At 73.5% G+C, this 25,490-nt stretch carries 19 protein-coding genes; 11 read left to right on the top strand and 8 right to left on the bottom strand.

The window, feature by feature from the left end; all coding sequences use genetic code 11:
• Positions 1 to 6: 6 nt before the first annotated feature.
• Entirely contained in the window at positions 7 to 1,800 is a 1,794-nt protein-coding gene (locus MLY01S_RS02085) for a DEAD/DEAH box helicase (protein WP_067188831.1), read from the top strand.
• Positions 1,801 to 1,980: 180 nt separating this feature from the next.
• Positions 1,981 to 4,110 (top strand): heavy metal translocating P-type ATPase, encoded by a 2,130-nt coding sequence (locus MLY01S_RS02080; protein WP_245232032.1) that lies wholly within the window; start codon positions 1,981 to 1,983, stop codon positions 4,108 to 4,110.
• On the opposite strand, the gene MLY01S_RS02075 is transcribed toward MLY01S_RS02080, so the two are convergent.
• The 4 genes from MLY01S_RS02075 to MLY01S_RS02060 form a co-directional block, all read right to left on the bottom strand.
• A complete protein-coding gene (locus MLY01S_RS02075) occupies positions 3,992 to 4,468 on the bottom strand; it encodes a GNAT family N-acetyltransferase (protein WP_067188829.1) in 477 nt (158 codons plus the stop codon). The genes MLY01S_RS02080 and MLY01S_RS02075 overlap by 119 nt on opposite strands.
• A 128-nt stretch (positions 4,469 to 4,596) precedes the next feature.
• Positions 4,597 to 5,313, bottom strand: coding sequence for an AAA family ATPase (locus tag MLY01S_RS02070; RefSeq protein WP_067188827.1), 717 nt, complete (start codon positions 5,311 to 5,313; stop codon positions 4,597 to 4,599).
• Entirely contained in the window at positions 5,310 to 5,987 is a 678-nt protein-coding gene (locus MLY01S_RS02065; protein WP_067188825.1) for an isochorismatase family protein, read from the bottom strand. Before MLY01S_RS02065 ends, MLY01S_RS02070 begins: the two co-directional genes overlap by 4 nt.
• Positions 5,988 to 5,998: 11 nt before the next feature.
• Complete coding sequence (locus tag MLY01S_RS02060) at positions 5,999 to 7,351, bottom strand: nicotinate phosphoribosyltransferase (RefSeq protein WP_255217996.1); 1,353 nt, start codon at positions 7,349 to 7,351, stop codon at positions 5,999 to 6,001.
• A gap of 91 nt (positions 7,352 to 7,442) precedes the next feature.
• Here MLY01S_RS02060 and clpS point away from each other — a divergent pair, with 91 nt between their 5' ends.
• The 7 genes from clpS to MLY01S_RS02025 are packed head-to-tail and all read left to right on the top strand — an operon-like array spanning position 7,443 to position 12,963.
• Positions 7,443 to 7,760: an ATP-dependent Clp protease adapter ClpS gene (gene clpS / locus MLY01S_RS02055; protein ID WP_067188861.1), complete on the top strand. Its 318-nt coding sequence runs from the start codon at positions 7,443 to 7,445 to the stop codon at positions 7,758 to 7,760.
• A 4-nt stretch (positions 7,761 to 7,764) separates the two neighbouring features.
• Positions 7,765 to 8,592 (top strand): DUF2017 family protein, encoded by an 828-nt coding sequence (locus tag MLY01S_RS02050; RefSeq protein ID WP_067188823.1) that lies wholly within the window; start codon positions 7,765 to 7,767, stop codon positions 8,590 to 8,592.
• The gene (gene murI / locus MLY01S_RS02045; RefSeq protein ID WP_067188821.1) at positions 8,589 to 9,536 is read left to right on the top strand and encodes a glutamate racemase; all 948 of its coding nucleotides are present in this window, start codon (positions 8,589 to 8,591) and stop codon (positions 9,534 to 9,536) included. The genes MLY01S_RS02050 and murI overlap by 4 nt, the downstream gene beginning before the upstream one ends.
• Positions 9,533 to 10,348, top strand: coding sequence for an MBL fold metallo-hydrolase (locus MLY01S_RS02040; RefSeq protein WP_067188819.1), 816 nt, complete (start codon positions 9,533 to 9,535; stop codon positions 10,346 to 10,348). Before murI ends, MLY01S_RS02040 begins: the two co-directional genes overlap by 4 nt.
• Positions 10,349 to 10,370: 22 nt before the next feature.
• Positions 10,371 to 11,126: a ribonuclease PH gene (gene rph, locus MLY01S_RS02035; protein ID WP_067188817.1), complete on the top strand. Its 756-nt coding sequence runs from the start codon at positions 10,371 to 10,373 to the stop codon at positions 11,124 to 11,126.
• The gene (locus MLY01S_RS02030) at positions 11,123 to 11,830 is read left to right on the top strand and encodes a non-canonical purine NTP pyrophosphatase (RefSeq protein WP_067188815.1); all 708 of its coding nucleotides are present in this window, start codon (positions 11,123 to 11,125) and stop codon (positions 11,828 to 11,830) included. Before rph ends, MLY01S_RS02030 begins: the two co-directional genes overlap by 4 nt.
• Positions 11,827 to 12,963: a 3'-5' exonuclease gene (locus MLY01S_RS02025; RefSeq protein WP_067188813.1), complete on the top strand. Its 1,137-nt coding sequence runs from the start codon at positions 11,827 to 11,829 to the stop codon at positions 12,961 to 12,963. The genes MLY01S_RS02030 and MLY01S_RS02025 overlap by 4 nt, the downstream gene beginning before the upstream one ends.
• 90 nt (positions 12,964 to 13,053) lie before the next feature.
• Here MLY01S_RS02025 and MLY01S_RS02020 read toward each other — a convergent pair whose 3' ends face one another.
• Entirely contained in the window at positions 13,054 to 14,205 is a 1,152-nt protein-coding gene (locus MLY01S_RS02020) for an ADP-ribosylglycohydrolase family protein (protein ID WP_067188811.1), read from the bottom strand.
• Between the two features lie 75 nt (positions 14,206 to 14,280).
• Here MLY01S_RS02020 and MLY01S_RS02015 point away from each other — a divergent pair, with 75 nt between their 5' ends.
• On the top strand, positions 14,281 to 15,495 hold the full coding sequence (locus MLY01S_RS02015; RefSeq protein ID WP_067188859.1) for an exonuclease SbcCD subunit D: 1,215 nt from the start codon (positions 14,281 to 14,283) through the stop codon (positions 15,493 to 15,495).
• Positions 15,492 to 18,575 (top strand): AAA family ATPase, encoded by a 3,084-nt coding sequence (locus tag MLY01S_RS02010; protein WP_067188809.1) that lies wholly within the window; start codon positions 15,492 to 15,494, stop codon positions 18,573 to 18,575. Before MLY01S_RS02015 ends, MLY01S_RS02010 begins: the two co-directional genes overlap by 4 nt.
• 139 nt (positions 18,576 to 18,714) lie before the next feature.
• On the opposite strand, the gene MLY01S_RS02005 is transcribed toward MLY01S_RS02010, so the two are convergent.
• The 3 genes from MLY01S_RS02005 to MLY01S_RS01995 all read right to left on the bottom strand — a co-directional run bounded on the left by MLY01S_RS02005 (position 18,715) and on the right by MLY01S_RS01995 (position 25,373).
• On the bottom strand, positions 18,715 to 21,990 hold the full coding sequence (locus MLY01S_RS02005) for an efflux RND transporter permease subunit (RefSeq protein WP_067188807.1): 3,276 nt from the start codon (positions 21,988 to 21,990) through the stop codon (positions 18,715 to 18,717).
• A 4-nt stretch (positions 21,991 to 21,994) separates the two neighbouring features.
• Positions 21,995 to 23,476 (bottom strand): malate:quinone oxidoreductase, encoded by a 1,482-nt coding sequence (locus tag MLY01S_RS02000; protein WP_067188805.1) that lies wholly within the window; start codon positions 23,474 to 23,476, stop codon positions 21,995 to 21,997.
• A gap of 211 nt (positions 23,477 to 23,687) precedes the next feature.
• Complete coding sequence (locus tag MLY01S_RS01995; RefSeq protein ID WP_067188804.1) at positions 23,688 to 25,373, bottom strand: ABC transporter substrate-binding protein; 1,686 nt, start codon at positions 25,371 to 25,373, stop codon at positions 23,688 to 23,690.
• Positions 25,374 to 25,490: the final 117 nt, after the last annotated feature.

The following is a 25,490-nucleotide window of genomic DNA, read 5'->3' as shown; positions in this document are numbered from 1 at the left end:
GCACGCATGTCTGATCGTCAGGATCCCGCGGCACTGTTCCACGTCGGCGAGGACCTGCCCCCGGCCATGCCCGAGAGGGCGGCCTGGGGCACGGCGCCGAAGCTGCGCCAGTGGCAGCAGGAGGCCCTGGAGAAGTACCTCGCCGCCTCACCCCGTGACTTCCTCGCCGTCGCCACCCCCGGCGCCGGCAAGACCACCTTCGCCCTGCGCGTGGCGAAGATCCTCATGGACTCCGGCGCCGTGCAGCGCCTGACCGTCGTCGCGCCCACGGACCACCTGAAGCGGCAGTGGGCGGACAACGCCGCCCGTGTGGGCCTGGCGATCGACCCGAACTTCAAGAACGCGGACGGTCGCCACGGTGCGGAGTACCGCGGCGTCGCGCTCACCTACGCCCAGGTGGCGAACAAGCCGATCCTGCACCGCAACCGCACCGAGGCCGCCAAGACCCTGGTGATCCTGGACGAGATCCACCACGGCGGCGATGCCCTGAGCTGGGGCGACGGCATCCGGGAGGCCTTCGAGCCCGCCACCCGGCGCCTCGCCCTGACCGGCACCCCGTTCCGTTCGGACACCGCGACCATCCCGTTCGTGGAGTACGCCGAGGGTGCGGACGGCATCGCCCGCTCCAAGGCGGACTACACCTACGGCTACGGCCCCGCGCTGCGGGACCACGTGGTGCGCCCGGTGATCTTCATGGCCTACTCGGGCCAGATGCGCTGGAAGACCTCCACCGGGGACGTGATGGAGGCCCAGCTCGGCGAGGCCGCCTCGAAGGACATCACCAACTCGGCCTGGCGCACCGCGCTGAACCCGGAGGGCGAGTGGATCCCGGCCGTGCTGCGCGCCGCGGACCGCCGTCTCACCGAGGTGCGGCGCAACGTCCCGGACGCCGGCGGCCTGGTGATCGCCTCGGACCACGAGGACGCGCGTGCCTACGCCGCCCAGCTGGAGGCGCTGACCGGTCAGAGGCCCGCGGTGATCCTCTCGGACGACAAGGGCGCCTCGGACCGCATCGAGTCCTTCTCCGCGTCGGATGAGCGCTGGATGGTGGCCGTGCGCATGGTGTCCGAGGGCGTAGACGTGCCCCGCCTGTGCGTGGGCGTCTACGCCACCAACACCTCCACCCCGCTGTTCTTCGCCCAGGCCGTGGGCCGCTTCGTGCGCTCCCGCAGGCGCGGCGAGGTGGCCTCCGTGTTCCTGCCGTCCGTGCCGCATCTGATGCTGCTGGCCAACGAGATGGAGGTGGAGCGCGACCACGCCCTTGACCGCAAGACCGGCCAGGAGGTGGAGATCGAGGATCTCGCCGAGGCTCCGGAGGAGGACCTGCTCGCCGAGGCCAACCGCGCCGAGTCCGCCTCGGACACCCTGAACCGCCAACAGTTCCAGGCGATGGAGTCCCAGGCCAGCTTCGACAAGGTCCTCTTCGACGGCGGCGAGTTCGGCCTCGGCGGCGCCGTGGGCTCGGAGGAGGAGCTCGACTTCCTCGGCATCCCGGGCCTGTTGGACGCGGACCAGGTGTCCGAGCTGCTGCGCGCCCGCCAGGCCGAGCAGCTCAAGCGCAAGCCGAAGGCCACGGCGGCCCCTCCGCAGGAGGTGGTGGACCACCGGCGGCTGAAGGAGCTGCGCTCCGAGCTGTCCAAGACGGTCTCGGCCTGGGCGGCCCGCACCGCCACCCCGCACGGGGTGATCCACAACCGCCTGCGTGAGATCAGCGGCGGCCCGGCGGTCGCCCAGGCGACCCAGGCGCAGCTGGAGAAGCGTCTGGAGACCCTGCGCGGCTGGTTCGTCGGCCGCACCTGAGCCGCCCCCTGCTGGCTTGACGACGACGGCCGCCCACCACGGGCGGCCGTCGTCGCCTCCGGTCGGGGCCGGCCCGTGTCGGCGCTGAACGGAGGCGGGACAGGCATGCCTCACCTGCGTGGCACCGGGGCGCCTGCTGGGCGACGATGGGGGCCACAGGAGCAAGGAGGCCCCGCAGCCATGCAGCGCATCACCGGCATCGTCCGCCACTACCCCTGGGTGGTGGCCACCGTCATCGTCTTCGTCCTCACCCTCGGCCTGCACCTGGCCGGGGCGGAGGACCCCGCCCGCTGGATCGCCTCGGCGTATGCGCTCGTGGTGGCGGCCTGGACCTCGGTCGGCATGGTCAAGGACCTCATGCGCGGGCACTGGGGCGTGGACATCCTCGCCGTCACCGCGATCGTCGCCACCGTGCTGGTGGGGGAGTACCTCGCCGCCGTGCTGGTCTGCCTGATGCTCACCGGCGGAGAGGCCCTCGAGGACTACGCGGCCGGCCGGGCCCGGCGCGACCTGTCCGCCCTGCTGGACCGCGCCCCGCAGCACGCCCACCGCCTCCGCCCGGACGGCTCCGTGGAGGACGTCCCCGTGGAGCAGGTGCGCCCCGGGGACCGCCTGTTGGTCCGCCCCGCGGAGGTCCTGCCCGTGGACGGCACCGTGGCCTCCGCCGAGGACGGCGGCGAGATCGCCGTGGACCTGGACGAGTCCTCGCTGACCGGCGAGTCCCTGCCGGTCACACACCGCCCCGGCTCGTCCGTGATGTCCGGCGCGCTCAACGGCACCCGTGCCTTCGTGCTCGAGGCGACCGCCTCCGCCGCGGACTCGCAGTACGCGGCCATCGTCTCCCTCGTGAAGCAGGCGGCCGAGTCACGCGCCCCGATGGTGCGCCTGGCCGATCGCTACGCCGTGCCGTTCACCGCCGTCGCCTACCTCATCGCAGGCCTGGCCTGGTGGCTGTCCCAGGACCCGGTGCGCTTCGCCGAGGTGCTCGTGGTGGCCACCCCGTGCCCGCTCCTGATCGCGGCCCCAGTGGCCTTCCTCGGTGGCATGTCCCGTGCCGCCAAGTCCGGTGTGATCGTGAAGTCGGGCGGGACCATCGAGGCCCTCGGCTCCGTGCAGACCGTGGGGTTCGACAAGACCGGCACGCTCACTGCCGGCCGCCCCGAGCTGGTCGGTGTGCGCCCGGCCGCCGGCTTCGCCGAGGACGAGCTGCTGCGCCTGGCCGCCTCGGCCGAGCAGTACTCGGTCCACGTGCTCGCCGACGCCATCCGGGCCGCGGCCGAGGAGCGCGGGCTGTCCCTGACGTCGTCGCAGGACGCCACGGAGGAGGCGACGAACGGCGTCGTGGCGGTGCTCGAGGGACGCCGGGTCGTCGTCGGCAAGCGCGCCTACGTCACCGAGGCCGCGCCGGACACCGTCGCCGCGGACCTCGCCGCCGGCCAGTCCGCCGTCTACGTGGCCGTGGACGGGGCCTTCGCGGGCGTGCTGCTGCTGGCCGACCGCATCCGCCCCGAGTCCGCCGCCACCGTGCAGGCGCTGCACCGCCTCGGCACCGGCAAGGTCCTCATGCTCACCGGTGACGCCGAGGCCACCGGACGGCACATCGCCGGCGAGGCCGGCATCGACGAGGTCCACGCGGACCTGCTGCCTGCGGACAAGGTCCGCCTGCTCTCCGAGCGCCCGGAGCGCCCGGTGATGATGGTCGGCGACGGCGTCAACGACGTCCCCGTGCTCGCCGCCGCGGACGTGGGCGTCGCCATGGGCGCCCGCGGGTCGACCGCCGCCTCCGAGTCCGCCGACGTGGTGCTGCTCGCCGACGACGTCTCCAAGGTCGCCGTCGCCGTGTCCACCGGCCAGCGCACCCTCCAGGTGGCGAAGCAGTCGATCTGGGTGGGCATCGTGCTCTCCCTGGGGCTGATGCTGATCGCCGCCACGGGCGCCATCCCGGCCCTCGTGGGTGCACTGTTCCAGGAGCTGGTGGACGTCGTGGCCATCGTCAACGCCCTGCGTGCCATGAAGCCCGGCCCGCACGAGGCCGAACGGCTCGGTGACCTCCCCGCGACCGGCGCGCAGGGTCGGCGGCATCCGGTTGAGGCCTGGGCCGACCGCCGGGCCCCTGCCCTACACAGACCGACGGCCACGCACCTTGGGGTGCGTGGCCGTCGTCGTGCAGCGGCGTGGAGCAGCCGGCGGCTCAGCCGCCCTGGGGCGTCACGCGCACGAAGGCACGCAGCTCGCCGCCCTCCACGTCCCGGGACTCGCGGAAGCCGTGGGACTCGTAGAAGGCGCGCTGCCGCTGTTCGGTGTCCGTGATCAGCACATGCTGGCGGACCTGGCCGAACGGGGCGAAGACACGGCGCAGCAGCTCGGAGGCGATGCCGCGGCGCTGGTGCCCCGGGGCGACGAGGATGTCCTGCAGATAGGCGATGGTGTGGCCGTCCGAGACCACCCGGGCCAGACCCACCAGGCGACCGCCGTCGAAGGCGGTGACCACGGCGGCCGAGCCCTGCAGACCGCCCATGAGCGTGTCCATGTCCTGCGTGTAGGCGGACCACTGCACGCTGTCGTAGAGGGCGCGGACGTCGTCGGCGGCCGGGACGGCGCCGGAGACGTAGCGGACGCCGTCCTGGTCCGCGGCGGCGGAGGACTGGGTGCTGGGGGAGTCGGTCATGGCTTCTCTTCTCGTCTGCGTCGGGCGCCGCCCCCGGCATCCTCGCCGGGGTGCGGTGGCTCCATCATGCCGCACGGTATGACGTCCGTCACCGGTGCGCCGGATCGTGGCCTCGGCGGCCGAGCCCGTCAGAGGTGGCGCAGGTACCGCTCGGGGCCGGCGAGGAAGCGCCGCCAGTGGTCCACGGTCTCCCACTCCTCCCAGCGGGTCTCGCGCAGGCCGTGCTCCCCGGCCTCGAGGATCCGGGCGCCGGGCAGGGCGGCGAGCACGGGGGAGTGCGTGGACAGCAGCACCTGGCAGCCCCGCTCCACCCGCTCCAGGAGGAAGGCGGTGAGCGCGAGGCAGTTCTCGAAGGACAGCGCGGACTCGGGCTCGTCCAGGACCCAGAGCCCGCGCACCCCGGCCCGCTCGCGGCAGAAGGCGAGGAAGGACTCGCCGTGGCTCATCTCGTGCAGGCGGGAGCCGAGCGAGACGCCCTCCAGGTGCGTGAACAGCCCGTGCATGGCCTCGGCACGCAGGAACACGCCGCCGCGCGGGGCCCCGGCGCCGCGGGTGAGCTGCAGGTGCTCGGCCAGCGGGGACTCGGTGACACGGGTGGAGTGGCGGACGTGGTGGGTGCCGCCCTCCGGGTTCAGCCCTGCGGCCGCGGCGATCGCCTCGACCAGTGTGGACTTGCCGGCACCGTTCGGGCCGACCAGCACGGTCGCCGGGGACAGGTCCAGTCCCTCGTCCAGCACCTGGGCGACGGCGGGGACGGTCGCCGGCCACGCCGAGCGGTACAGACGCCCTCCGAGGGCGTGCTCGGACACCCTCCGCACGGGCAGGGCGGGGCCGAACGGGGTCACGAGGTCGTCAGGATCGCCCCGGCGTCCTTCATCTCCTCGAGCGCGGCCTCGGCGGTGTCCTCGGCCACGCCGGCCACCAGGTCGGTCAGCACGGTGACCTCGTAGCCGTTCTCGATGCCGTCCAGCACCGTCGCCTTCACACAGTGGTCCGTGGCGATGCCCACCACGGTGAGGGCCTCCACGTCCTGGGAGCGGAGCCACTCGTCGAGCGTCTCGGCGCCCGGCTCCACGGCGTCCGCCGCGGCGCGGGTGGCGCCGTAGGGGCCCACGCCGGCTGCGGCGCCCTCACCGGAGCGGACCTCGTCCGGCTCGCCGAGCTGGCCGTCGAAGCCGGAGTAGGAGGCCGAGTGCAGGCCCTTGAGGAACTGGGCGTCCGGGCGGACCTCCTCCATGTCCAGGTCTGCGTGCAGCTCGGCGCCGGCCGTGCCGGCCACGCAGTGCACGGGCCAGGACACGGAGAAGTCCGGCTCTTCGCCGGCGGCGGCGAAGTGCTCTGCCGGGTCCACGTGCCAGTCGCGGGTGGCCACCACCACGTCGTACTCGTCGCGGCGGTCGGCCAGGTGCTCGGTGATCGCGGCGGCCACGTCGGCGCCGTCGGCGGTCGCAAGGGATCCGCCCTCACAGAAGTCGTTCTGGACGTCCACGATCACCAGGGCGCGGGTCAGCTCGGTCATGGCGGTCCTCCTCAGAATTCCTGGAACAGGGTGGGGATGGCGGGCTCGCCCGCCTGCAGGCGTCCCACCGAGGCGGGCAGCTCGGCGAGGGAGGCCCGGTGGCGTTCGGCGGCACGGGTGACGGCCTCGGTGCCGGTCCAGCCCGCCTGCAGCTCGCCGTCCACCACGAACTCGTGCAGCAGCGGGCGGTCGTCCGCGTCGGCCTCCGGCGAGCGGTTGACGCCCACCAGCTCGGCGACGGCGCGGCCGCGGGTGTCCCGGCGGCGGGCGGCGTCCTTGCGGCCGCCAAGGGAGGCCTTGCCCTTGGAAGCCTTGGCCACGTCCACCCATGCGCCGTCGTCGTTCTGGCGGGCCACGAGCTTGTAGACCATCGCGGCGGTCGGCGCCCCGGAGCCGGTGACCAGGCGGGTGCCCACGCCGTACGAGTCCACCGGGGCGGAGCGCAGGTGGGCGATCGCATACTCGTCCAGGTCCGAGGTGACCATGATGCCGGTCTCCGTGTTGCCCAGCCCGTCCAGCAGCTCGCGGACGGAGTGGGTCTGGGAGACGAGGTCGCCGGAGTCGAGCCGGACGTTCTTCAGAGCCCTGCCCGCCACGTCCACGGCGGTGCGGACGCCCTGCTCCACGTCATAGGTGTCCACGAGCAGGGTGGTGTCCGCGCCGAGGGCGGCCACCTGCGCCTCGAAGGCCGCGCGCTCGGAGTCGTGCAGCAGGGTGAAGGAGTGGGCGGCGGTGCCGCCGGTGCTGAGCCCGTAGCGGCGGGCCGCCTCCAGGTTGGAGGTCGAGGCGAAGCCCGCGATCACCGCGGCGCGGGCGGCGGCCACGGCGGACTCCTCGTGGGTGCGGCGCGAGCCCATCTCGATGCACGGGCGGCCACCGGCCACCGCGGTCATGCGGGAGGCGGCGGAGGCCACGGCGGAGTCGTAGTTCATCACCGAGAGCAGGAACGTCTCGAGGATGCAGGCCTCAGCGAACGTGGACTCGACCTGCAGGATCGGCGAGTGCGGGAAGTAGGCCTCGCCCTCGGCGTAGCCGATGATCGTGCCGGAGAACCGGAAGTCGGCCAGCCATTGGAGGGTCGCATCGTCCACCACCTTCGTGTCCGCCAGATGGTCCAGTTCGGCGGTGCCGAAGCGGAAGCGGGACAGGCCCTCGAGGATGCGGCCGGTGCCGGCCACCACGCCGTAGCGGCGGCCGTCGGCGAGGCGGCGGGTGAACAGCTCGAACCGGCTCCTGCGCTGGGCGGTGCCGGCCTTCAGGGCGGCCTGCAGCATGGTCAGCTCGTAGTGGTCCGTCATCAGGGCCGTGGTGGTGTGCCACGGCTCGCGCTGCGCGGTGTCCTGGTGGAGGTCGGTGTGGTTCACGTGAGCCACCCTATGCCACGGTGTGGCAGGCTCCACGGTCCGTTCCGCCCCCGTCCCCGGGAACACGGCGAGTAGGATGGAGCCCATGTCGATGACGGAATCCGGTGTCCCCGGCCCCCGTGGCGCCGCCGACACCGCCCTGCTGGAGCGCCCGGATCCGGCCGCGCTCGCGGACCGTCCGTGGAACGTGGTCGTCTGGGACGACCCCGTGAACCTGATGAGCTATGTGGCCTTCGTCTTCCGCAGCCACTTCGGCTACTCGGCAGCGAAGGCGCACTCCCTGATGATGCAGGTCCATGAGAACGGCCGCGCCGTGGTGGCGCGCGCTGGCCGCGAGACGGCCGAGCGTCACGTCAGCGCCATGCATGGCTTCGGGCTGTGGGCCACCCTCGAAGAGGCGGAGGGCTGAGACCGTGGCCGAGGGATTCCGCTGGACACGGCGCGGCTATCGGGCGCGTCTGGAGCCTGCCGAGGCGCGCCTGCTGCGCGGCCTGTTCAAGGATGTGGCGACGCTGCTGAGCGGCCGTCGCGACGACGCGGCCGAGGACTCCGCCGCCCCCGCCCGGGACGCCGCGTCCACGGCGCCTGTGCCGGGCCGCCCGGACGAGGGCACGACGACGGCCGCCGACTCCGCCTCGGAGGACGCCTCCTCGTCGGAGCAGACCGGGGACGAGCCGACGGACGGCTCCGGTGCGGACGGCGCCTTCTGGTCGCTGGTCTCCGGCCTCAGTCTCGGCGCCGCCACCCGCCAGGCCCCTGCCGATCCGGCGCTGCTGCGCCTGCTGCCGCCGAGCTTCGGCTCGCCGTCCGGGACCGGCGCGGACGACCCCGGGAAGGCCGCCGCAGACGCCCAGCGGGACGCCGAGCACCGCGCGGACGCCGAGGACCTGCTGATCGACGCGAAGCTCGCCGACGCCGAGCGTGCCCGCGAGCTGCTGCGCTCCACCGAGCTGCGCCTGGACGACGCCGAGGCCCTGGCCTTCAGCCGCGCCCTCAACGATGTCAGGCTCGTGCTCTCCGCCCGGCTCGGGATCACGGACGCGCAGTCCGCCGCCCGCGTGCACTCCGTGGACGACTGGAAGCACGCCGCGGACGAGCAGTCCGCCATGGCGCTGCTGTACAACTTCACCTCGTGGCTGCTCGAGAGCCTCATGGACCAGATGCTGCGCGGCCTGCCCGAGGACGGCCGCGAGGACGTGCCCGGCGCCGAGGATCCGGACGCCGGAGAGGACATCCGATGAACGCCGCCTCCGCCGGGCCCACCGCCGCCGCGCCGATCGGCATCTTCGACTCCGGCGTGGGCGGGCTGACCGTGGCCCGCGCGATCATGGACCAGCTGCCCCACGAGCCGCTGATCTACGTCGGCGACACCGAGCACGCCCCGTACGGTCCCCGTCCGATCGCCCAGGTCCGGGCGCTGGCGCTCGGCATCATGGACGAGCTCGTGGAGGCGGGGGTGAAGGCGCTGGTGATCGCCTGCAACTCGGCCTCGGCGGCCGTGCTCCGGGATGCCCGCGAACGCTACACCGGCCGCTACGGGATCCCCGTGGTGGAGGTCATCCAGCCCGCCGTGCGCCGCGCCGTGGCGGCCACCCGCAACGGGCGCATCGGCGTGATCGGGACCCAGGCCACCGTGGGCTCCCGCGCCTACGAGGACTCCTTCTCCGCCGCGCCGCACCTGGAGGTCGTCTCCTCGGCGTGCCCGCGCTTCGTGGAGTTCGTGGAGGCCGGCATCACCGCCGGCCCCGAGCTCATCGAGACCGCTGAGGAGTACGTCGCCCCGCTCAAGGCCGCCGGCGTGGACACGATGGTGCTCGGCTGCACCCACTACCCGCTGCTGACCGGCGTGCTGTCCCTCGTGATGGGGGAGGACGTCACCCTGGTCTCCTCGGCCGAGGAGACGGCCAAGGACCTGTACCGTGCCCTCGTCCAGCACGGGCTCGGGCACCCGCACTCCGCGGCCGGCGCCGCCCAGGCCGTGGACCACCGCTTCATGGCGACCGGCGACCCCGAGCAGTTCCAGACGCTGGCCCGCCGCTTCCTCGGCCCCGAGGTCGGGGCCGTCCAGCACATCGACACCGTCCGTGAGCGGTACCCCACCGGGGTCCTCGCCCAGATCACGCCCGAGATGATCGAGCGCAGCCGACGCCGGCCGCCGGTCACGAGGGAGGAGCCCACCGCATGAAGCTGACCATCATCGGAGCCAGCGGGTCGTTCCCCGGCCCGGGGTCGCCCGCCTCCTGCTACCTCGTCACTGCGGACGGCGTGGCCGAGGACGGCGTCACCCCGAAGACGTGGCGCATCCTGCTGGACATGGGCAACGGCTCCCTGGGCACCCTGCAGCGCTACATCATGCTGGAGGACCTGGACGGTGTCTGCCTGTCCCACCTGCACCCGGACCACTTCATGGACCTGTGCGGCCTGCACGTGGCGGTGCGCTGGAACCCGGACGGCTGGCACCGCGGGCGTGTCCCGGTGCTGGGCCCGACCGGCACCGCCGAGCGCATCGCCGTGGCCTACGGCATGGACCCGGAGCCCGGCATGCACCCGGACTTCGACTTCACCACGTGGGAGCCGCTGACGCCGGCCCGGCTTGGCCCGTTCCGCATCACGCCCCACCCGGTGCGCCACCCCATCGACGAGGCCTACGCCCTGCGCATCGAGGTGGACGAGACGGACGCGGACGGCTCCGCCACCACCCGCGTGCTCACCTACTCGGGGGACACCGACGAGTGCGACGGCCTCGTCGAGGCCGCCCGCGACGCCGACCTGTTCCTCTGCGAGGCCGCGTTCCACGAGGGCCGCGACGACGCGATCGAGGGCGTGCACCTCACCGGCCTGCGCGCCGGGCGTATGGCCGCCCGTGCCCGCGCCAGGCGTCTGCTGCTGACGCACCTTCCGGTGTGGAACGACCCCCAGCGGGCCGTGTCCGAGGCCGCGCAGGCCTATGACGGACCCCTCACCGTGGCCGTCTCCGGCATGAGCTACCGCGTCTGAGGCGAGTCCTAGACTGGTGGGCATGACCGCTGCTGACCAGAACCACACCCGCCCGGACGGACGCGCCGTCGACGAGCTGCGCCCCATCACCATCACCCGGGGCTGGTCCCGGCAGGCCGAGGGGTCGGCCCTGATCGAGTTCGGGAACACCCGTGTCCTCTGCACCGCCTCCTTCACCGAGGGTGTGCCCCGCTGGCTCAAGGGCGAGGGGACCGGCTGGGTCACCGCGGAGTACGCGATGCTCCCGCGCGCCACGGACTCCCGCAGCACCCGCGAGTCCATCAAGGGCAAGATCGGCGGCCGCACGCACGAGATCTCGCGGCTCATCGGCCGCTCCCTGCGCGCCGTGATCGACATGGACGCCCTCGGCGAGAACACGATCGTCCTGGACTGTGACGTGCTGGACGCAGACGGCGGCACCCGCACCGCCAGCATCACCGGCGCCTACGTCGCGCTCGTCGAAGCCGTCGAGTGGGCCCGCCGCGAGGGCCACGTCAAGCGCGAGGCGAAGGTCCTCAAGGACTCGGTCTCCGCGATCTCCGTGGGCATCGTGGACGGCGTGCCCGTGCTGGACCTGCCCTACGTCGAGGACGTCAAGGCGGAGACGGACATGAACGTGGTGGTCACCGGCTCCGGCGACTTCGTGGAGGTCCAGGGCACCGCCGAAGGCGCCCCGTTCCGCCGTGAGGAGCTGGACACCCTCCTGGACCTGGCCCTGTCCGGCACCGCCGAGCTGGCGCAGATCCAGGCCGAGACCCTCCGCGGGGAGCGGGCATGAGCCGAACCGCCCCCGCCGGGACGGAGCACGGCGTCCCCTCGGGAGCCCGCCTGGTCCTGGCCACCCGCAACGCCGGCAAGGTCCGCGAGCTGCGCCAGATGCTCGCCGCCGCCATGCCGGAGCTGGATGTGGAGGCCGCCGTGGTGGACGCCGCGGCCGTCGACGCCCCGGACGTGGTCGAGGACGGCGTGACGTTCTCCGCGAACGCCCTGAAGAAGGCCCGCGCGGTGGCCTCGGCCTCCGGCCTCATCGCCGTGGCGGACGACTCCGGACTGTCCGTCGACGTCCTCGGGGGCGCCCCGGGGATCTTCTCGGCCCGGTGGGCAGGCCGCCACGGGGACGACGCCGCGAACCTCCGCCTGCTGCTGGACCAGCTCGCGGACGTGCCGGCCGAGCACCGCGGCGCGGGGTTCGTCTGCTGCGCCGCGCTCGCCGTGCCGGGCCCGGCCGGCGCCGACGGGGCCCGTGAGATCGTCTTCGAGACCGTCGCCGAGGGGCACCTGCGCGGCACCCTGCTCACCGCGCCGGTGGGCGACGGCGGCTTCGGCTATGACCCGATCCTCCAGCCCGAGGGTCGGCAGGTGTCCACCGCACAGCTGTCCGCGGAGGAGAAGAACGCCATCAGCCACCGCGGCGAGGCGTTCACCGCGCTGCTGCCGGCCCTCGTCGAGGCCCTGCGTGCCCAGGAGGAGCACACCACATGAGCGCCCCGTCGTCCTCCGCGCCCGTGCCCGGGCTGGACTTCACGGCGATCGACTTCGAGACCGCCAACGGCTTCCGCGGCTCGCCCTGCTCCGTGGGAGTCGTCCGCGTGCGGGACGGGGCGATGGTGGACCGCGCCTCCTGGATGATGCGGCCGCCGCTGGGCTTCGACCGCTTCGACCCCCGCAACGTGAGGATCCATGGCATCACCGCGGAGCAGGTCGCCCGTCAGCCGCGCTTCGCCGAGGTGTTCGAGGACCTGCGGGCCTTCTGCGGCCAGGACGTCCTCGTGGCCCACAACGCGGGCTTCGACGTCGGCGTCATCGAGTCCGCCCTCGAGGTGTCGGATGCGGACGTGCCCCCGCTGGAGTACGCGTGCACGCTCATGCTGGCCCGCAAGGCCTACGACCTGCCCAGCTACGCGTTGCCCTCGGCCAGCCGCGCCGCCGGCTTCGTGCCCGGCCGCCACCATGAGGCGCTCGCGGATGCCGAGGCCTGCGCCGCGATCCTGATCGACGTCGGGCGCCGTGCCCATCAGGACGCCGCCGGCCCGGTGCCGGTCGCCCACGTCCTGGGCGCCCACGGCCTCGAGGTCGGCCGTCTCGCCGGCCACCCCCACGGCCGGGGGCACGAGTCCCGCCCCACCCGTCAGGCGCGGGACATGAAGGACGTCTTCGACGCCCGGGTGCCGCTGCGCTCCGACCGCTCCATGCCGGACTTCATGCGCTGGCCGGAGGAGGGCGTGAACACGCCGGCCAACCCGGACGCGTCCCCGCAGAACCCCCTGTTCGGGCACGTCGTGGTGTTCACCGGCGGCATCGGCATGTCCCGGCAGGAGGCCAAGGACCGGGCGGCTGCGCTCGGCGCGCAGCCCTCCTCCCGCGTCAGCGCGCGCACCACCATGCTCGTCATCGGGGACGGCTTCTGCGCCGAGGATCTCGTCCTCACCGCCAGGGAGGCGGACGGCTCCGGCGCCCCGGCCCGCGGCGCGGACCGCGTCACCACCACGGCCCTGGCCCACCGCAAGACCCGCGACGCGCTGCGCCGTCGCGCGGCCGGACAGCAGATCGCCCTGGTCTCCGAGCCCGAATTCCTCCAGATGCTCGGCGGGAACTGGCCCCCGGCCGCCCGGTGATGCCGGCGGGCCCGCCACGGGCTCGACGACCATCGGCACCGGTGGCCGGCGCCAGGCGGGCAGCCTCCTGACGGAAGACAGCCGACGTCGTCAGCTGGTGGCGGCCACCCAGCGTTCGGCGGCCTCGACCACCACGTCACGCTCGGCGATCCACTCCGGCACCGCGTCGGCCAGCGCCGCCACCGGGACCCCGTCGGCCGACTCCACGCCGAACACCGCCATGCCGTGGGCGGCGCCGAGCAGCTGCCCGGCCAGGGAGGCGGTGGAGTCCGAGTCGCCGTCGTGGTTCGCGCCGATCCGCAGGGCCAGGGCCAGCGCGGCGGCCGGGGTGTCCGTCGTCCGCTCGGCCACGAGTGCGGCGTAGACGGCGATCGCCAGCGCCTCCTCGGCCACCCAGCCCTCGCCCAGCCCCACGGGGAGGTGCCCCGGGGCACCCAGGCGCGTGCCGTCGTCGTCCCCCTCCGCCGTGACGGCCAGCTGCCGGGCGAGCTCGAGGGCGGTGAGGGACTCGGCTGCGTCCTCGCCCTGGGCGGCGAGCCAGGCACGGCCGGTCTCCACGGCCTCGGCCAGGGTGCGGCCGGCGAAGAGCGCGTCCACGATCAGGGCGAAGGCGGCCGCGGAGGTCCAGGCGGTCGGATGCCCATGGGTGAGCACGGCACCCTGGCGGGCGAAGGACGCCACATGGGTGTCCGGCAGGCCGGGGACCATGCCGTAGGGCGCCGAGCGCATGATGGTGCCGCACCCCTTGGAGGCCGGGTTCTTCGGGTCCGTGGGCACGCCCATGCCGGGCTCGGCGAGGCCGGACAGGCAGGCGTTGCCGGGGGTGCGGCGCTCGTGGAGCTCGCGGCGGGCATCCAGCCAGGTGTCCTGTGCCGGGGGAGCACCCTGTGGCAGGGCGCCGGTCTGGGTGCGGTGCCAGCGCAGGCAGGCCAGCCAGACGCAGGCGGCGGCGTCGGCCATCTGTCCGCGGTTCTGCCATTCGATCCACTCGCGCAGGCCGTCGGACACGAAGAGGGTCATCTGCGTGTCGTCGGAGATCGGCAGGTGCGCCACGCCCAGGCGCTCGAGCAGCTCGGCCGGGGTCCCGAGGCCCGTCGGGCCCCAGGCGGACACGATCGCGTCGGCGCGGTCGAACTCCACGGTGTAGCCGTAGGCGTCTCCGGCCGCCCCGGCGGCGAGGGTGGCCAGGACGCGGGCGGGATAGTCGGGCAGGCGCGGGTCGGCGAGGGGCTCGGCGGTCATGCCTCCATGCTAGTGAGCGCCGGCTGTGCACAGCCCGCCCTTATCCTGTCCGCAGGCCTCACTAGAGTGACGACCATGATCCTGCTCCACACCTCCGACTGGCACATCGGACGCTCCTTCCACGGCACCGGACTGCTCGAGTCGCAGCGCGCCGTGCTGGACCAGCTGGTGGCCACCGTGCGCGAGCGCGGCGTGGACGCCGTGCTCCTGGCCGGGGACGTCTACGACCGTGCCCTGCCTCCGGCGGACGCCGTGCGCCTGCTGGACGAGACCCTCGCCGCGATCCGCGCCGCCGGCGCCGCCGTGGTCATGACCAGCGGCAACCACGACTCCGCCGTCCGCCTCGGCTTCGGCGGCGCCCTCATGGAGGCCTCCGGCGTGCACCTGCGCACCGACCCGGAGCGCCTGGCCGAGCCGATCCTCCTGGAGGGCCGGGACGGGGAGCGGGCCGCCGTGTACGGCATCCCCTACCTGGAACCCCGCCATCTCGGGCAGGAGTGGGGTGTGGACCCGCACCACACGCCGGTGATGCAGGAGGCCGTGCGCCGCATCCGCGCGGACCTCGCCGCGCGTCGGCAGGACCCCGACGGCGGCCCGCTCGCCTCGATCGTGCTCGCCCACCTCTTCGCCGCCGGCGGCCAGGGGTCCGAGGGGGAGCGGGACATCGGCGAGGGCGAGCACCTGGACTGCGGCGCCGAGGACCCCGAGGCGCTCGTCGGCACGCTCGGCCAGGTGCCCGTCAGCGTGTTCGACGGTCTCGACTATGTGGCCCTCGGCCACCTGCACGGCCGTCAGACCATGGCCGAGCACGTGCGCTACTCGGGCTCCCCGCTGCCGTACTCCTTCGGCGAGTGGCAGCAGGACAAGGGCGGCTGGCTCGTCCACGTCAGCGGCGGCGACGTGACCGCGGTGGAGAAGGTGGACTGGCCCGGAGGGCGGCAGCTCGCCGTGCTCTCCGGACCGACCGCCGAACTGCTCGAGTCCGCCGAGTTCGACTGGGCCGAGGACCGCTGGGTGCAGGTCACGGTCACAGACGACGAACGCCCGGAGAAGGCGCTGGAGCGCCTGCGCGCGCGCTACCCGCACGTGCTCGTCTTCCGCCACGAGCCCGCCGGCGGGCGCAAGGAGCGGGAGAAGACCTACGCCCAGGCGCTGCGGGACGCCCCGTCCGACCTGGCCCTGACCACCGGCTTCGTGCACCACGTGCGCGAGCGCGCTGCCACCGAGGAGGAAACGGCCCTGCTGGACGCCGCCCTCTCCGCCGCCCGTGTGCAGGAGGTCCAGGCATGAGGATCCACAGCATCCGCCTCACCGGGATCGGCCCGTACGCCGAGACCCAGGACGTGGACTTCGAGGCGCTCAACAGCGCCGGGCTGTTCCTGCTGGACGGTCCCACCGGCGCCGGCAAATCCACCATCCTCACCGCGCTCTGCTACGCCCTCTACGGCTCCGTGCCGGGCGGCCGCTCGCCCGATTCCCTGGTCACCACGCTCCGTCCCGCCGGCACTGTGGCCCCGGAAGTGCTCGTCGAGTTCACCGTCCAGACACGGCGCTTCGAGGTGCTCCGCTCGCCCCGCCACGCGCGTCCCAAGAAGCGGGGCAAGGGCACCACCACGACCCCGGCCTCCGTGTCCCTGCGCGAGCTGAAGGACGGCGCCTGGACGGCGCCGCTGACCCGCGCGGACGAGGTCGGCCAGCAGATCGCCTCCGTGATGCACCTGGACGCCGAGCAGTTCATGCAGGTCGTCATGCTCCCGCAGGGCCAGTTCGCGCGCTTCCTCACGGCCACATCGGACGAGCGCAGGGACCTGCTCCGCCGGCTGTTCGGCACCCAGCGGTTCGACGGCGTGGAAGAGCACCTCAAGGCCGAGGCCGACCGCCTGGACAGCCGTGCGGCCGCGGACAGGCAGATCGCGCAGAGCGCGCGCGAGCAGCTGCGTGAGGCCGCCCGCGAGGAGCTCGGCCAGGACTGGCACGACCCCGCCCCCTATCCGGAGGACGACGACGACCTCCTGACGCTGGTCGCCGAGCGGGCCGACGCCGCCCACGCCGCGGCGAAGACCCGCCAGGACGAGGCCGAGGCCGCCGAGAAGGCCGCACGCACCGCGCTCGAGCAGCTGCGCCGCACCGGCCAGGCGCTCGAGGCCGCCGCGGGTTGGGCGGTCCGGGACGAGGACCATCGGTCGAAGGCCGAGGCCACCGCTGCGGACCGGACGGCCGTGGAGGCCCACCGCCGCGCCGAGGCCGTGGTCACCGCCGCCGCTCGCGCCGAGAAGGCGGCGGGCGCCGCGGAGTCCGCCGCCGCCCAGGAGGAGGCTGCCCGCGAGCGGGCCGAAGCCGACGCCACCGCCGCCGGATGGCTGGCCGCAGCCCGCGCGGAGCAGGGGGAGGTGCAGCAGGGTGAGCAGGCAGAGGCCTGGGAGACGGTGCAGGAGGAACGTGCCCGGAAGGCCGTGCGCTCCGCCGTCCAGGCCGGCGCCTCCGCCGCCGATGCGGTCGCCGCGGGCCTGAAGGACCGCATCCGCATCGGACGGCTGCAGGAACAGCAGGCCGCCGCCGCGCAGCGCCGTGAGGCCATCGTGGGGGAGCGCCGGACCGCGGAGACCGAGCGCGACGCCCGGGCTGAGGAGGTCGCCGCGCTGCGGGAGGAGGTGGAGGCCGGCGCCGCGAAGCTCGGGGCCCAGGACGCCGTGGACGCGGAGCTGGCCGCCGCGCGGGCCCGTCGCAAGGCGGCCGAGACGGCCGCTGCCCGCGCCGCCGAGCTCGAGACCGCCGAGGCCGCCCACACCCAGGCTCGCCAGGCCGAGGAGAAGGCCGCCCAGCGGCGCCTCGACCTGCTCCGGTCCCGCTACGAGCAGGCCGCCTCCGAGCTGGCCGCGCAGCTCGAGGACGGTCATCCCTGCCTGGTCTGCGGCTCCGTGGAGCACCCCCGGCCGGCCGACCCCGTGGACGAGGACGTCACCGAGGCCGCCGTCCAGCGGGCCGAGAAGGCCCTGGAGAAGGCGTCCGCCGCCACCGCCGCGGCCGCGGCCGACGTGACCGCCGCCCAGGCCCGCCTCCACGAGGCGCAGACCGCCGCCGGCGGACTGGGCGTGGACGAGGCCTCGGAGGCGGTCTCGGCCGCTGAGACGGCCAAGCAGGAGCTGGCCGCCGCCAAGCGTGCACTGGCGGCGACACGCCGCCGTCTGACCACGGCTCAGACGAAGCAGGAGTCCGTCGCCGCGCTCCTGGCCGAGCTGGCCACCGAGGACGGCAAGCTCGAGGAGCAGTCCGCCCAGCGTGCCGAGCGCATCGCCGATCTCGAGGAGTCCGTCGCCGCGGCCGCCGGCGAGGGCGGGGACCTGGAGGCGCGCCGGGACGCCGTCGTCGCCGCCCGGTCGCTGCTGGAGAGCCTCGACGAGGCCCTCGGCCGCCGTGCCTCCGCCGGCGCTCTGGCCGCCCAGGCCGAGGACGCACTGCGTTCGGCGCTGGCGGAGAAGGACTTCGCGGACGTGGCTGCGGCCCGTGCCGCCCGCCTCTCGCCCGAGGACGCCGCCGCGAAGGAGGCCGCCGTGCAGGCCTACGCGCGCGAGGAGTCCGCGCTGGCCGAGCTCGCCGCCACCGCCCTGGTGGCCGAGGGGCGCCGGCTCCGGGCGGAGGGGACGCAGGCGCCGGACGAGGCGCAGACCGCGGCCGCCGTCGAGCGTCTGCAGGCGGCCGAGGCCGCCTCCCGGGAGCAGGGGGCCGTCGTCGGCTCGCGGGCCGCCCTGGTGTCCGCCGTACGCCGGCAGTCCGCCGTCCTGCGCGAGGTCCTGGGCCGGGCGGCGGACCTGATCGCCGAGCACGAGCGCGTCACCGGCCTGCTCGCCCTGGTGCGCGGCTCCGGCGAGAACCGCCTGAAGATGCCGCTCACCAGCTACGTGCTGGCCGGGCGCCTCGAGGAGGTCGCCGCCGCGGCCTCCGAACGCCTGCGGAAGATGACCGACGACCGCTACTGCCTCGAGTACTCGGACGCGGTCGGCGGGCGCGGCAACAAGGGCCTCGAGATCGTCGTGCGCGACCACTATGTGGACGAGGTCCGGCACCCCTCCACCCTGTCCGGCGGCGAGACCTTCATGGCCTCCCTGTCCCTCGCCCTGGGTCTTGCGGACACCGTGCAGGCGGCCTCCGGCGGCATCGAGCTGGATACGCTCTTCGTGGACGAGGGGTTCGGGTCCCTGGACACGGAGACCCTGGACGAGGTGATGGGGGTCGTGGACTCCCTGCGCACCGGCGGCCGCACCGTCGGGCTCGTCAGCCACGTCGAGCGCATGAAGAACGACATCCCCACCCGCCTGGCCGTCACCAAGCACCGCCGCGGCTCCTCGCTCGCCGTCCACGACGGAGACTGAGACCGGGGGTGGGAAGGGCCTCGAGCGCGCGATCGGAGGCTCTGGTCGCGTGGGTCGGTGGCGCGGCGTCGGCAACGGCGCTCAGGCGCTGCCGCGGCCGGCAACGGCGCTCAGGCGCTGCCGACGTCGGCAGTCACGCTCAGGCGGTGCGGCGTCGCCGCGGAGTGAGTTTCCTCAAGCGCTCGCGCAGGCCGCGGCGCCGAGGGCCCGGAGCGGGGGCGGGGTCCCCGGCACCGGCCTGTGCGGCCGCCTCGGCCTCGCGCAGCTGTCGTTCCTGCTCGGCCCGGGCCTGCTCGATCCGGGACTGCTCCGCCAGGCGGCGGCGCTCGCCACGGGCCTCCGCGAACCGGTAGAGCACCGGCAGCACGACCAGCGTCAGCACCGTGGAGGACAGCAGGCCGCCCACCACCGCCACCGCCAGCGGCTGCGAGATGAAACCGCCGTGGCCGGTCACGCCCAGGGCCATGGGCATGAGCGCCAGGATGGTCGCCAGGGCCGTCATGACCACCGGGCGGACGCGGTTCAGCGCACCCAGCTCGATCGCCTCGTCCAGCCCGAGCCCCACATCCCGGCGGTACTGGTTGATCAGGTCGATCAGCACGATCGCGTTCGTCACCACCACGCCCACCAACATGAGCATGCCGATTAGGCTCGGCAGCCCCAGGGAGGTGCCCGTCACCAGCAGGGCGATGAACGCGCCGGTGGCTGCGAACGGGATGGAGACCAGCAGCACGAACGGCTGCAGCAGCGAGCGGAACGTCGCCACCATGACGACGTACACCGCCGCCACCGCCGCCAGCAGGGCCAGGCCCAGATCCCGGAACGTCTTCTCCTGTTGGGAGGCGGCGCCCCCGATCTCCGCCGCGACGCCCTCGGCGAACTCCATGCCGTCGAGGGCCTCACGGACAGCCGCGGTGGCCGCGCCGAGGTCGTCGGAGCCGGGAGTCACGGACACCACCGCGGTCCGCTCGCCGTCGGAGGAGGTCACGCTCGCCGGGACGTCCTCCTGGCGGACCTCTGCCAGCTCGGACAGGGCCACCGGCCCCGTGGGTGTCATGACCTCGACGGCCTCGAGCTCGGCGCGAGAGGTGACCGGCTCGGGATCGCCCAGGCGCACGGTGTAGTCGGTGAACCCGAAGCGCACCTGGCCAGAGGGGACCGCGTCCAATGCGGCGGCCACCTGGCCGGAGACCGCCTCCTCGGTGAGTCCGGCGGCGGCCGCGGCCTGCGGGTCGACCTCGACCTGGAAGGTGGGGCGGGTGTCTGTGGCCGGCGTGGTCACCTCGCGCACCCCCTCCAGGCCGCGCATCCGGTCCGCGACCTGCTCCGCTGCGGCGGACAGCTGCTCCGGGGTCGGCGCGGTGACCGTGACCTCGATGTCCGAGCCGCCGAAGCCCTCGGCGGGGGAGACCTCCACCTCGCCCACGTCCTGCAGACGGGCCAGCCTGCCGCGCACCTCGTCCTGCAGGGCGGGCTGGTCCACGGCCGGGTCGGTGACCACGGTGAAGCTGGCCTCGTCCGTGGCGCCGCCGCCGAACATCGCCATCATCCCGGCCGAGCCGACCGTGAACTGCACATCCTGCACGCCCTCGGTTCCGCGCAGGGCCTCGTCGACCTTCTCTGCCGCGGCGGTCGTGGTCTCCAGCGAGGAGCCTGGACTCTGGCGCGCGGTGACGGTGAAGGAGTTCTGGCCCGTGTCGCCCAGCAGGTTGGTGGGCAGCAGGGGGACGAGGGCCCCGGTGCCGACGAGCACGGCCAGCGCGGCGGCGATCGTGGTCTTCGGATGAGCCTGGGTGCTGCGGAGCACCGGGCGGTACGCCCGGGACAGCCAGGAGGCGTGGGCGACCGGACGAGCGGAGGGCGAGGGGCCGTCGTCGACAAGCCCTTCAGCGGCCGCCTGTCCCGCTGTCCGCCGCGACGCCGTGCCGCCGAGGAACCAGAAAGACAGCACCGGCACGATCGTCAGCGCCACCAGCAGAGAGACCAGCAGGGCCAGGGACATGGTCACGGCGAACGGCCGGAACAGCTCGCCGGCCAGGCCGGAGACGAACGCGACCGGGAGGAACACGGCCACCGAGGTGAGGGTGGAGGCGGTGATCGCCAGACCGACCTCGCCGGTGCCGCGCACGATCGCCGTGCGCCGATCCTCGCCGAGGCCGAGGTGGCGGCGGATGTTCTCCACCACCACGATCGAGTCGTCCACCACACGGCCGATCGCGATGGTCAGCGCGCCCAGCGTGAGCATGTTCAGCGAGTAGCCGGACAGCCAGACGCCGATCAGCGTGGCCAGCAGCGACAGCGGGATCGAGACCGTCGTGACCAGGGTGGAGCGCAGGGAGAGCAGGAAGACGGCGATCACCAGGACCGCGAAGCCCAGGCCCAGGACGCCCTCCAGGAACAGCGTGTCGATGGACTGCTGGATGAACGGGGCCTGATCGAAGACCACCGTGAAGCGGGCGTTGTCCCCGACGACGCCCTCCAGCTCCGGCAGGATCTCCTCCACGGCCTCGGAGACGCGCACCAGATCAGCGTCCGGGGTGGCGGTGATGCTCAGGGACAGCGTGTCCACGCCGTTGGTGCGGGAGAGTGATGTGGGCTCGGCCTCGGCCATCGAGACCTCCGCGACATCGCCCAGGGCCGGGGGAGCGCGGTCCGGGGAGGAGGACTCGCCGTCCGCGGGCACCAGCACGATGTCCTTCAGATCCTCGATGTCCTCGACCGGAGACCCGGCCTGGACGGGGAGCGTCAGCGAGCCCTCCGTCACCTGGCCGATGGGGAACAGGCCGGCGTTCTCCTCGAGTGCGGTGACGATGTCCTGCGTGGACAGCCCCGCGGCGGCGAGCCCCGCCTGGTCCGGGACGATCGAGACGTACTCCTGTGTGCCGCCGGTGACCTCCGCGCCGCGCACGCCCTCCAGACGCTGCAGTCGGGGCACCGCCACGTCCTCCACCCGCTGCCGGGTGCGGTTCAGGTCCGAGTCCGAGGACACCGCGAGGAACATCACCGGGAAGTCGGAGAACGAGCCGGCGAAGGAGGTGGTCTCCGCCTCGTCCGGCAGCTGCGGGGCGAGGTTGGAGACGGCGCGGTCGACCTGACCACGGGCACGGTTCAGATCGGTCCCGTACTCGAACTGCAGGAGCACGGCATTGAAGCCGTTCGACGAGGTCGACCGCGTCGACTCGAGCCCCTCGACGGCCTGGAGGGCCCGCTCGAGGGGTTCGCCGACGGCGTCGTCGACGACCTCGGGGCCGGCACCCGGATACACCGTGGTGACGGAGATCACCGGCAGCTCCAGCGACGGGACCAGCTCCTGCTTGAGCTGACCCGCCGCGATCACGCCGAACACGGTGCAGAACACCGTGATCAGCGCGATCAGCGCGCGGTGTGCCAGGGAGAACCGCGCGAGAGCCCTCACGAGGTCAGTTCAGCTGCAGGGCGGAGTCGGTGGCCGAGCGCACCTCGTCCAGCAGGGCACGGTCCTCGTTGAGCTTGCGGCCGTAGGACGGCACCAGCGCCTCGAACTGCGGCTTCCAGGCGTCCATCTTGGCCGGGAAGCAGCGCTCCAGGAGGGACAGCATGATCGGCGCGGCGGTGGAGGCGCCCGGGGAGGCGCCGAGCAGGGCGCCCAGGGAACCGTCGCCGTGGGTGACGACCTCGGTGCCGAACTGCAGCACGCCGCCCTTCTTCTTGTCCTTCTTCATCACCTGGACGCGCTGGCCCGCGGTGATCAGCTCCCACTTCGAGCCGTCGGCCTCCGGGAAGAAGTCCTTGAGGGCCTCGACCTTCTTGTCCTGGGACTTCAGGACCTCGGTGACCAGGTACTTGGTCAGGTCCATGTTGTCCTTGGCCACGGCGAGCATCGGCACCAGGTTGTGCGGACGGACCGACAACGGCAGGTCCAGGTAGGAGCCCGACTTCAGGAAGTTGGTGGAGAAGCCGGCGTACGGGCCGAACAGGAGGGAGCGCTTGCCGTCGACGAAGCGGGTGTCCAGGTGCGGCACGGACATCGGCGGGGCGCCGACCTGGGCCTGGCCGTAGACCTTGGCCATGTGCTGGGACACGATCGACTCGTCGGTGCAGCGCAGGAACTGGCCGGACACCGGGAAGCCGCCGAAGCCCTTGGCCTCCGGGATGCCCGAGGCCTGCAGCAGGTGCAGGGCGCCGCCGCCGGCGCCGATGAACACGAAGCGGGCGCGGTCGGTGAAGGACTCGCCGGCGGCGCGGTTCTTCACGCCGACCTCCCAGCGGCCGTCGGTGCCGCGGGTGAGGCCGGTCACCTTGTGGCCGAAGCGCACGTCCACGCCGGAGTCGGCCATGCGGGTGACGAGCTGGCGGGTCAGGGCGCCGAAGTCGACGTCGGTGCCGCCGGCCACGCGGGAGGCGGCCAGGCGCTTGCCGTCGTGGCGGCCGTTGATGAGCAGCGGGGTCCACTCGCGGATCTTCTCCGGGTCCTCGGTGTGCTCCATGGTCTCGAACAGCGGCTGCGCGGACATCGCCTCGTAGCGGGCCTGCAGGTAGTCGGCATGGTCGTCGCCCCACACGAAGGACATGTGCGGCAGCGGGTTGATGAAGGACTTCGGGTCCTTCAGGGTGCCGTCCTGCACGAGGGAGGACCAGAACTGGCGGGACACCCAGAACTGCTCGTTGATGCCGAGGGCCTTGGTCGGGTCCACGGTGCCGTCGGCCTGGCGGGGTGCGTAGTTCAGCTCGCACAGGGCGGCGTGGCCGGTGCCGGCGTTGTTCCACGGATCCGAGGACTCCAGGCCGGCCTGGTCCAGGTTCTCGTAGAGGGCGATCGACCAGGTCGGCTCCAGCTTCTGCAGCAGGGTGCCGAGCGTGGCGGACATGATGCCGCCGCCGATGAGGACGACGTCGTGCGTGGTGGTGGTCTGCGTGGTCACGAAAAACAACTCTCCGAGGTCAAGGACGCGGATGCGGGTGCGGGTGGGACCCGGTCCCGACCACCGTGGACGGGAGGTCTGCGGGGTCCGTCCGCTCGGGCCCGAGTCTACTACCGCGGACGCCGCGCCCACGTCCTGTCACCGGCATGACGGGACTCACTCCGACGGGCCGGGTCTGGCGGCCCCGGACGCACTCCGGGCAGGTGCCGCTTCAGTCGGCGGAGAGCCGGACGGAGGAGTAGTGCTCGTCCAGCAGCGGGGAGGTCGGGTAGGCCTGGACCCGGGCGCCCACGGCGGCCGCGGAGATCGGGTAGACCAGCGGCAGCACCGGGAGGTCGAGGGCGAGGGAGGCGAGGATCTGCCCGAACACCTCGCGACGGCGATCGTCGTCCTCGGCCAGGGCCGCGCGCTGCAGCAGCCGCTGCACGTGGGGGTTCGCGTAGTTCGTCTCCGCGGCGTCCGAACGGCAGAGCGGCTCGATGAAGGCGTGGGGGTCGCGGAAGAGGCCGTCACGGCTCATCAGGTGCAGCGCTCGGCCCTCGCGCTCACGGACCGTGCGCTGGTAGTCCTCGTCCGCGGGCACAGGCACGGGCACGATGTTCAGCCCGATCTTCCCGAGGTCCTCGGCGATCCGGGCGTAGACGAGTTCCGGGGTGGGCAGGGACGGCCGGCCGGTGCCGGTCGGGTAGAGGAACTCGAGCGGCTCGCCCTCGTAGCCGGCCAGGTGGAGCAGGTCGCGGGCCTCACGGGGGTTGATGTCGTAGCGCTCGGCGTCCTCGTTGGCCACGCCCAGGGTCGGCGGCACCACGTCATGGGCCATCGAGGTGCCGTCCAGGAAGAGCCCGGAACGGGCGAGGGCCGGCCGGTCCACGCCGTGCGCCACGGCCTGCCGGACGTAGAGCGAGCCCATCACCGGGTGCGCCATGTTCATGCCCAGGTAGAGCACGGACAGCGGGTCACGCTGCAGGACCTGGGCGCCGGACTCCACGAGCGGGCGCAGCTGCGGCGGGGAGACCACGTCGATGACGTCCGCATGGCCGCGGCGGAACTCGCGCAGGCGGGTGCCGACCCGGCCCCAGGAGGCCACGATCACCGGGGACGCCTGCGGGCGCTCACCGCGGTAGGTGGAGCTGGCGACCAGCACGGCGCCTCGGCGCACCGCCGAGGCGGCCGAGAGGGCCGCGTGCGACTCCTGTGCCGTGGCCCAGCGATAGGGCCCCGTGCCGGCGGGGGAGGAGACGCTGCCCTCGGGGGTATGGGCGGTGCGTTCCCAGGACTGGGGCGAGGAGATGGCGAAATGCGGTGCCGTCAAGGCCATCGCCAGATGTCGCAGCGGCGTGCTGAGCGTCAGCCGCAGGGTCAGCTCGTCCTCGACCTCGACGGAGTCCAGACGGCAGTCCTCCTCGCCCAGGTGGGCGCCGAAGACGGAGACGAAGGGGGAGGCGGTGACGTCCTCGCGCTCATCCTTCGCCGCCCAGCGCTCCACGTTGGCCGCCACGGCAGCCGCATCGCACGGGGTGTCATCGGAGAACACCACCCCCTCGCGCAGGCGGAAGCGGTGGATGCGACCGTCGGCGGTCACCTCGTGGCTCTCGGCCAGGGCGGGCACGGCCTTGCCGGTCTCCGGGTCCACGCCCAGCAGGGTCTCGAACACCTGGCGGGAGAGGCGGAAGGTCTCCGAGTCCCACTGCAGGTGAGGGTCGCGGGAGGTGAGACGCCCGGGGGAGCCGACCACCAGGGTTCGGCCGCGGGGTCCGGTCGCCGCGACTGCGCTGGAGGAGGCGCTCGGCGAGGGGGTCGGCGAAGCCGGGCGGCGCAGGTCCTCGGTGCAGCCTGCCGCGGCGAGGGCGAGCCCGGACAGGCCCAGGCCCAGGGCGGCACGGCGCGACAGCTCCATGGCAGGCCTCCCTCGGTGTCGTTCGGTCTGGGCGCCGTCCCTGTGGCGGGGCACCCTGGTGCGGTGTCCTCCGGACGGACGCGGCCGTCGTCGTGACGAGTGCGGGCGGGGGCCTCG

Origin of the sequence: Micrococcus lylae NBRC 15355 (genome assembly GCF_001570885.1) — a bacterium.
Taxonomy (GTDB): Bacteria; Actinomycetota; Actinomycetes; order Actinomycetales; family Micrococcaceae; genus Micrococcus; species Micrococcus lylae.
Note: the sequence above shows the minus strand (reverse complement) of the source record. Positions and strands in the feature narration are given on the sequence as shown.

Coding starts and splice junctions, on each gene's coding strand:
- MLY01S_RS02015 (WP_067188859.1), top strand. CDS start 14,281: ATGATCCTGCTCCACACCTCCGACTGGCACATCGGACGCTCCTTCCAC.
- clpS (WP_067188861.1), top strand. CDS start 7,443: ATGACGGAATCCGGTGTCCCCGGCCCCCGTGGCGCCGCCGACACCGCC.
- MLY01S_RS02025 (WP_067188813.1), top strand. CDS start 11,827: ATGAGCGCCCCGTCGTCCTCCGCGCCCGTGCCCGGGCTGGACTTCACG.
- murI (WP_067188821.1), top strand. CDS start 8,589: ATGAACGCCGCCTCCGCCGGGCCCACCGCCGCCGCGCCGATCGGCATC.
- MLY01S_RS02030 (WP_067188815.1), top strand. CDS start 11,123: ATGAGCCGAACCGCCCCCGCCGGGACGGAGCACGGCGTCCCCTCGGGA.
- rph (WP_067188817.1), top strand. CDS start 10,371: ATGACCGCTGCTGACCAGAACCACACCCGCCCGGACGGACGCGCCGTC.
- MLY01S_RS02080 (WP_245232032.1), top strand. CDS start 1,981: ATGCAGCGCATCACCGGCATCGTCCGCCACTACCCCTGGGTGGTGGCC.
- MLY01S_RS02020 (WP_067188811.1), bottom strand. CDS start 14,205: ATGACCGCCGAGCCCCTCGCCGACCCGCGCCTGCCCGACTATCCCGCC.
- MLY01S_RS02010 (WP_067188809.1), top strand. CDS start 15,492: ATGAGGATCCACAGCATCCGCCTCACCGGGATCGGCCCGTACGCCGAG.
- MLY01S_RS02075 (WP_067188829.1), bottom strand. CDS start 4,468: ATGACCGACTCCCCCAGCACCCAGTCCTCCGCCGCCGCGGACCAGGAC.
- MLY01S_RS01995 (WP_067188804.1), bottom strand. CDS start 25,373: ATGGAGCTGTCGCGCCGTGCCGCCCTGGGCCTGGGCCTGTCCGGGCTC.
- MLY01S_RS02065 (WP_067188825.1), bottom strand. CDS start 5,987: ATGACCGAGCTGACCCGCGCCCTGGTGATCGTGGACGTCCAGAACGAC.
- MLY01S_RS02040 (WP_067188819.1), top strand. CDS start 9,533: ATGAAGCTGACCATCATCGGAGCCAGCGGGTCGTTCCCCGGCCCGGGG.
- MLY01S_RS02085 (WP_067188831.1), top strand. CDS start 7: ATGTCTGATCGTCAGGATCCCGCGGCACTGTTCCACGTCGGCGAGGAC.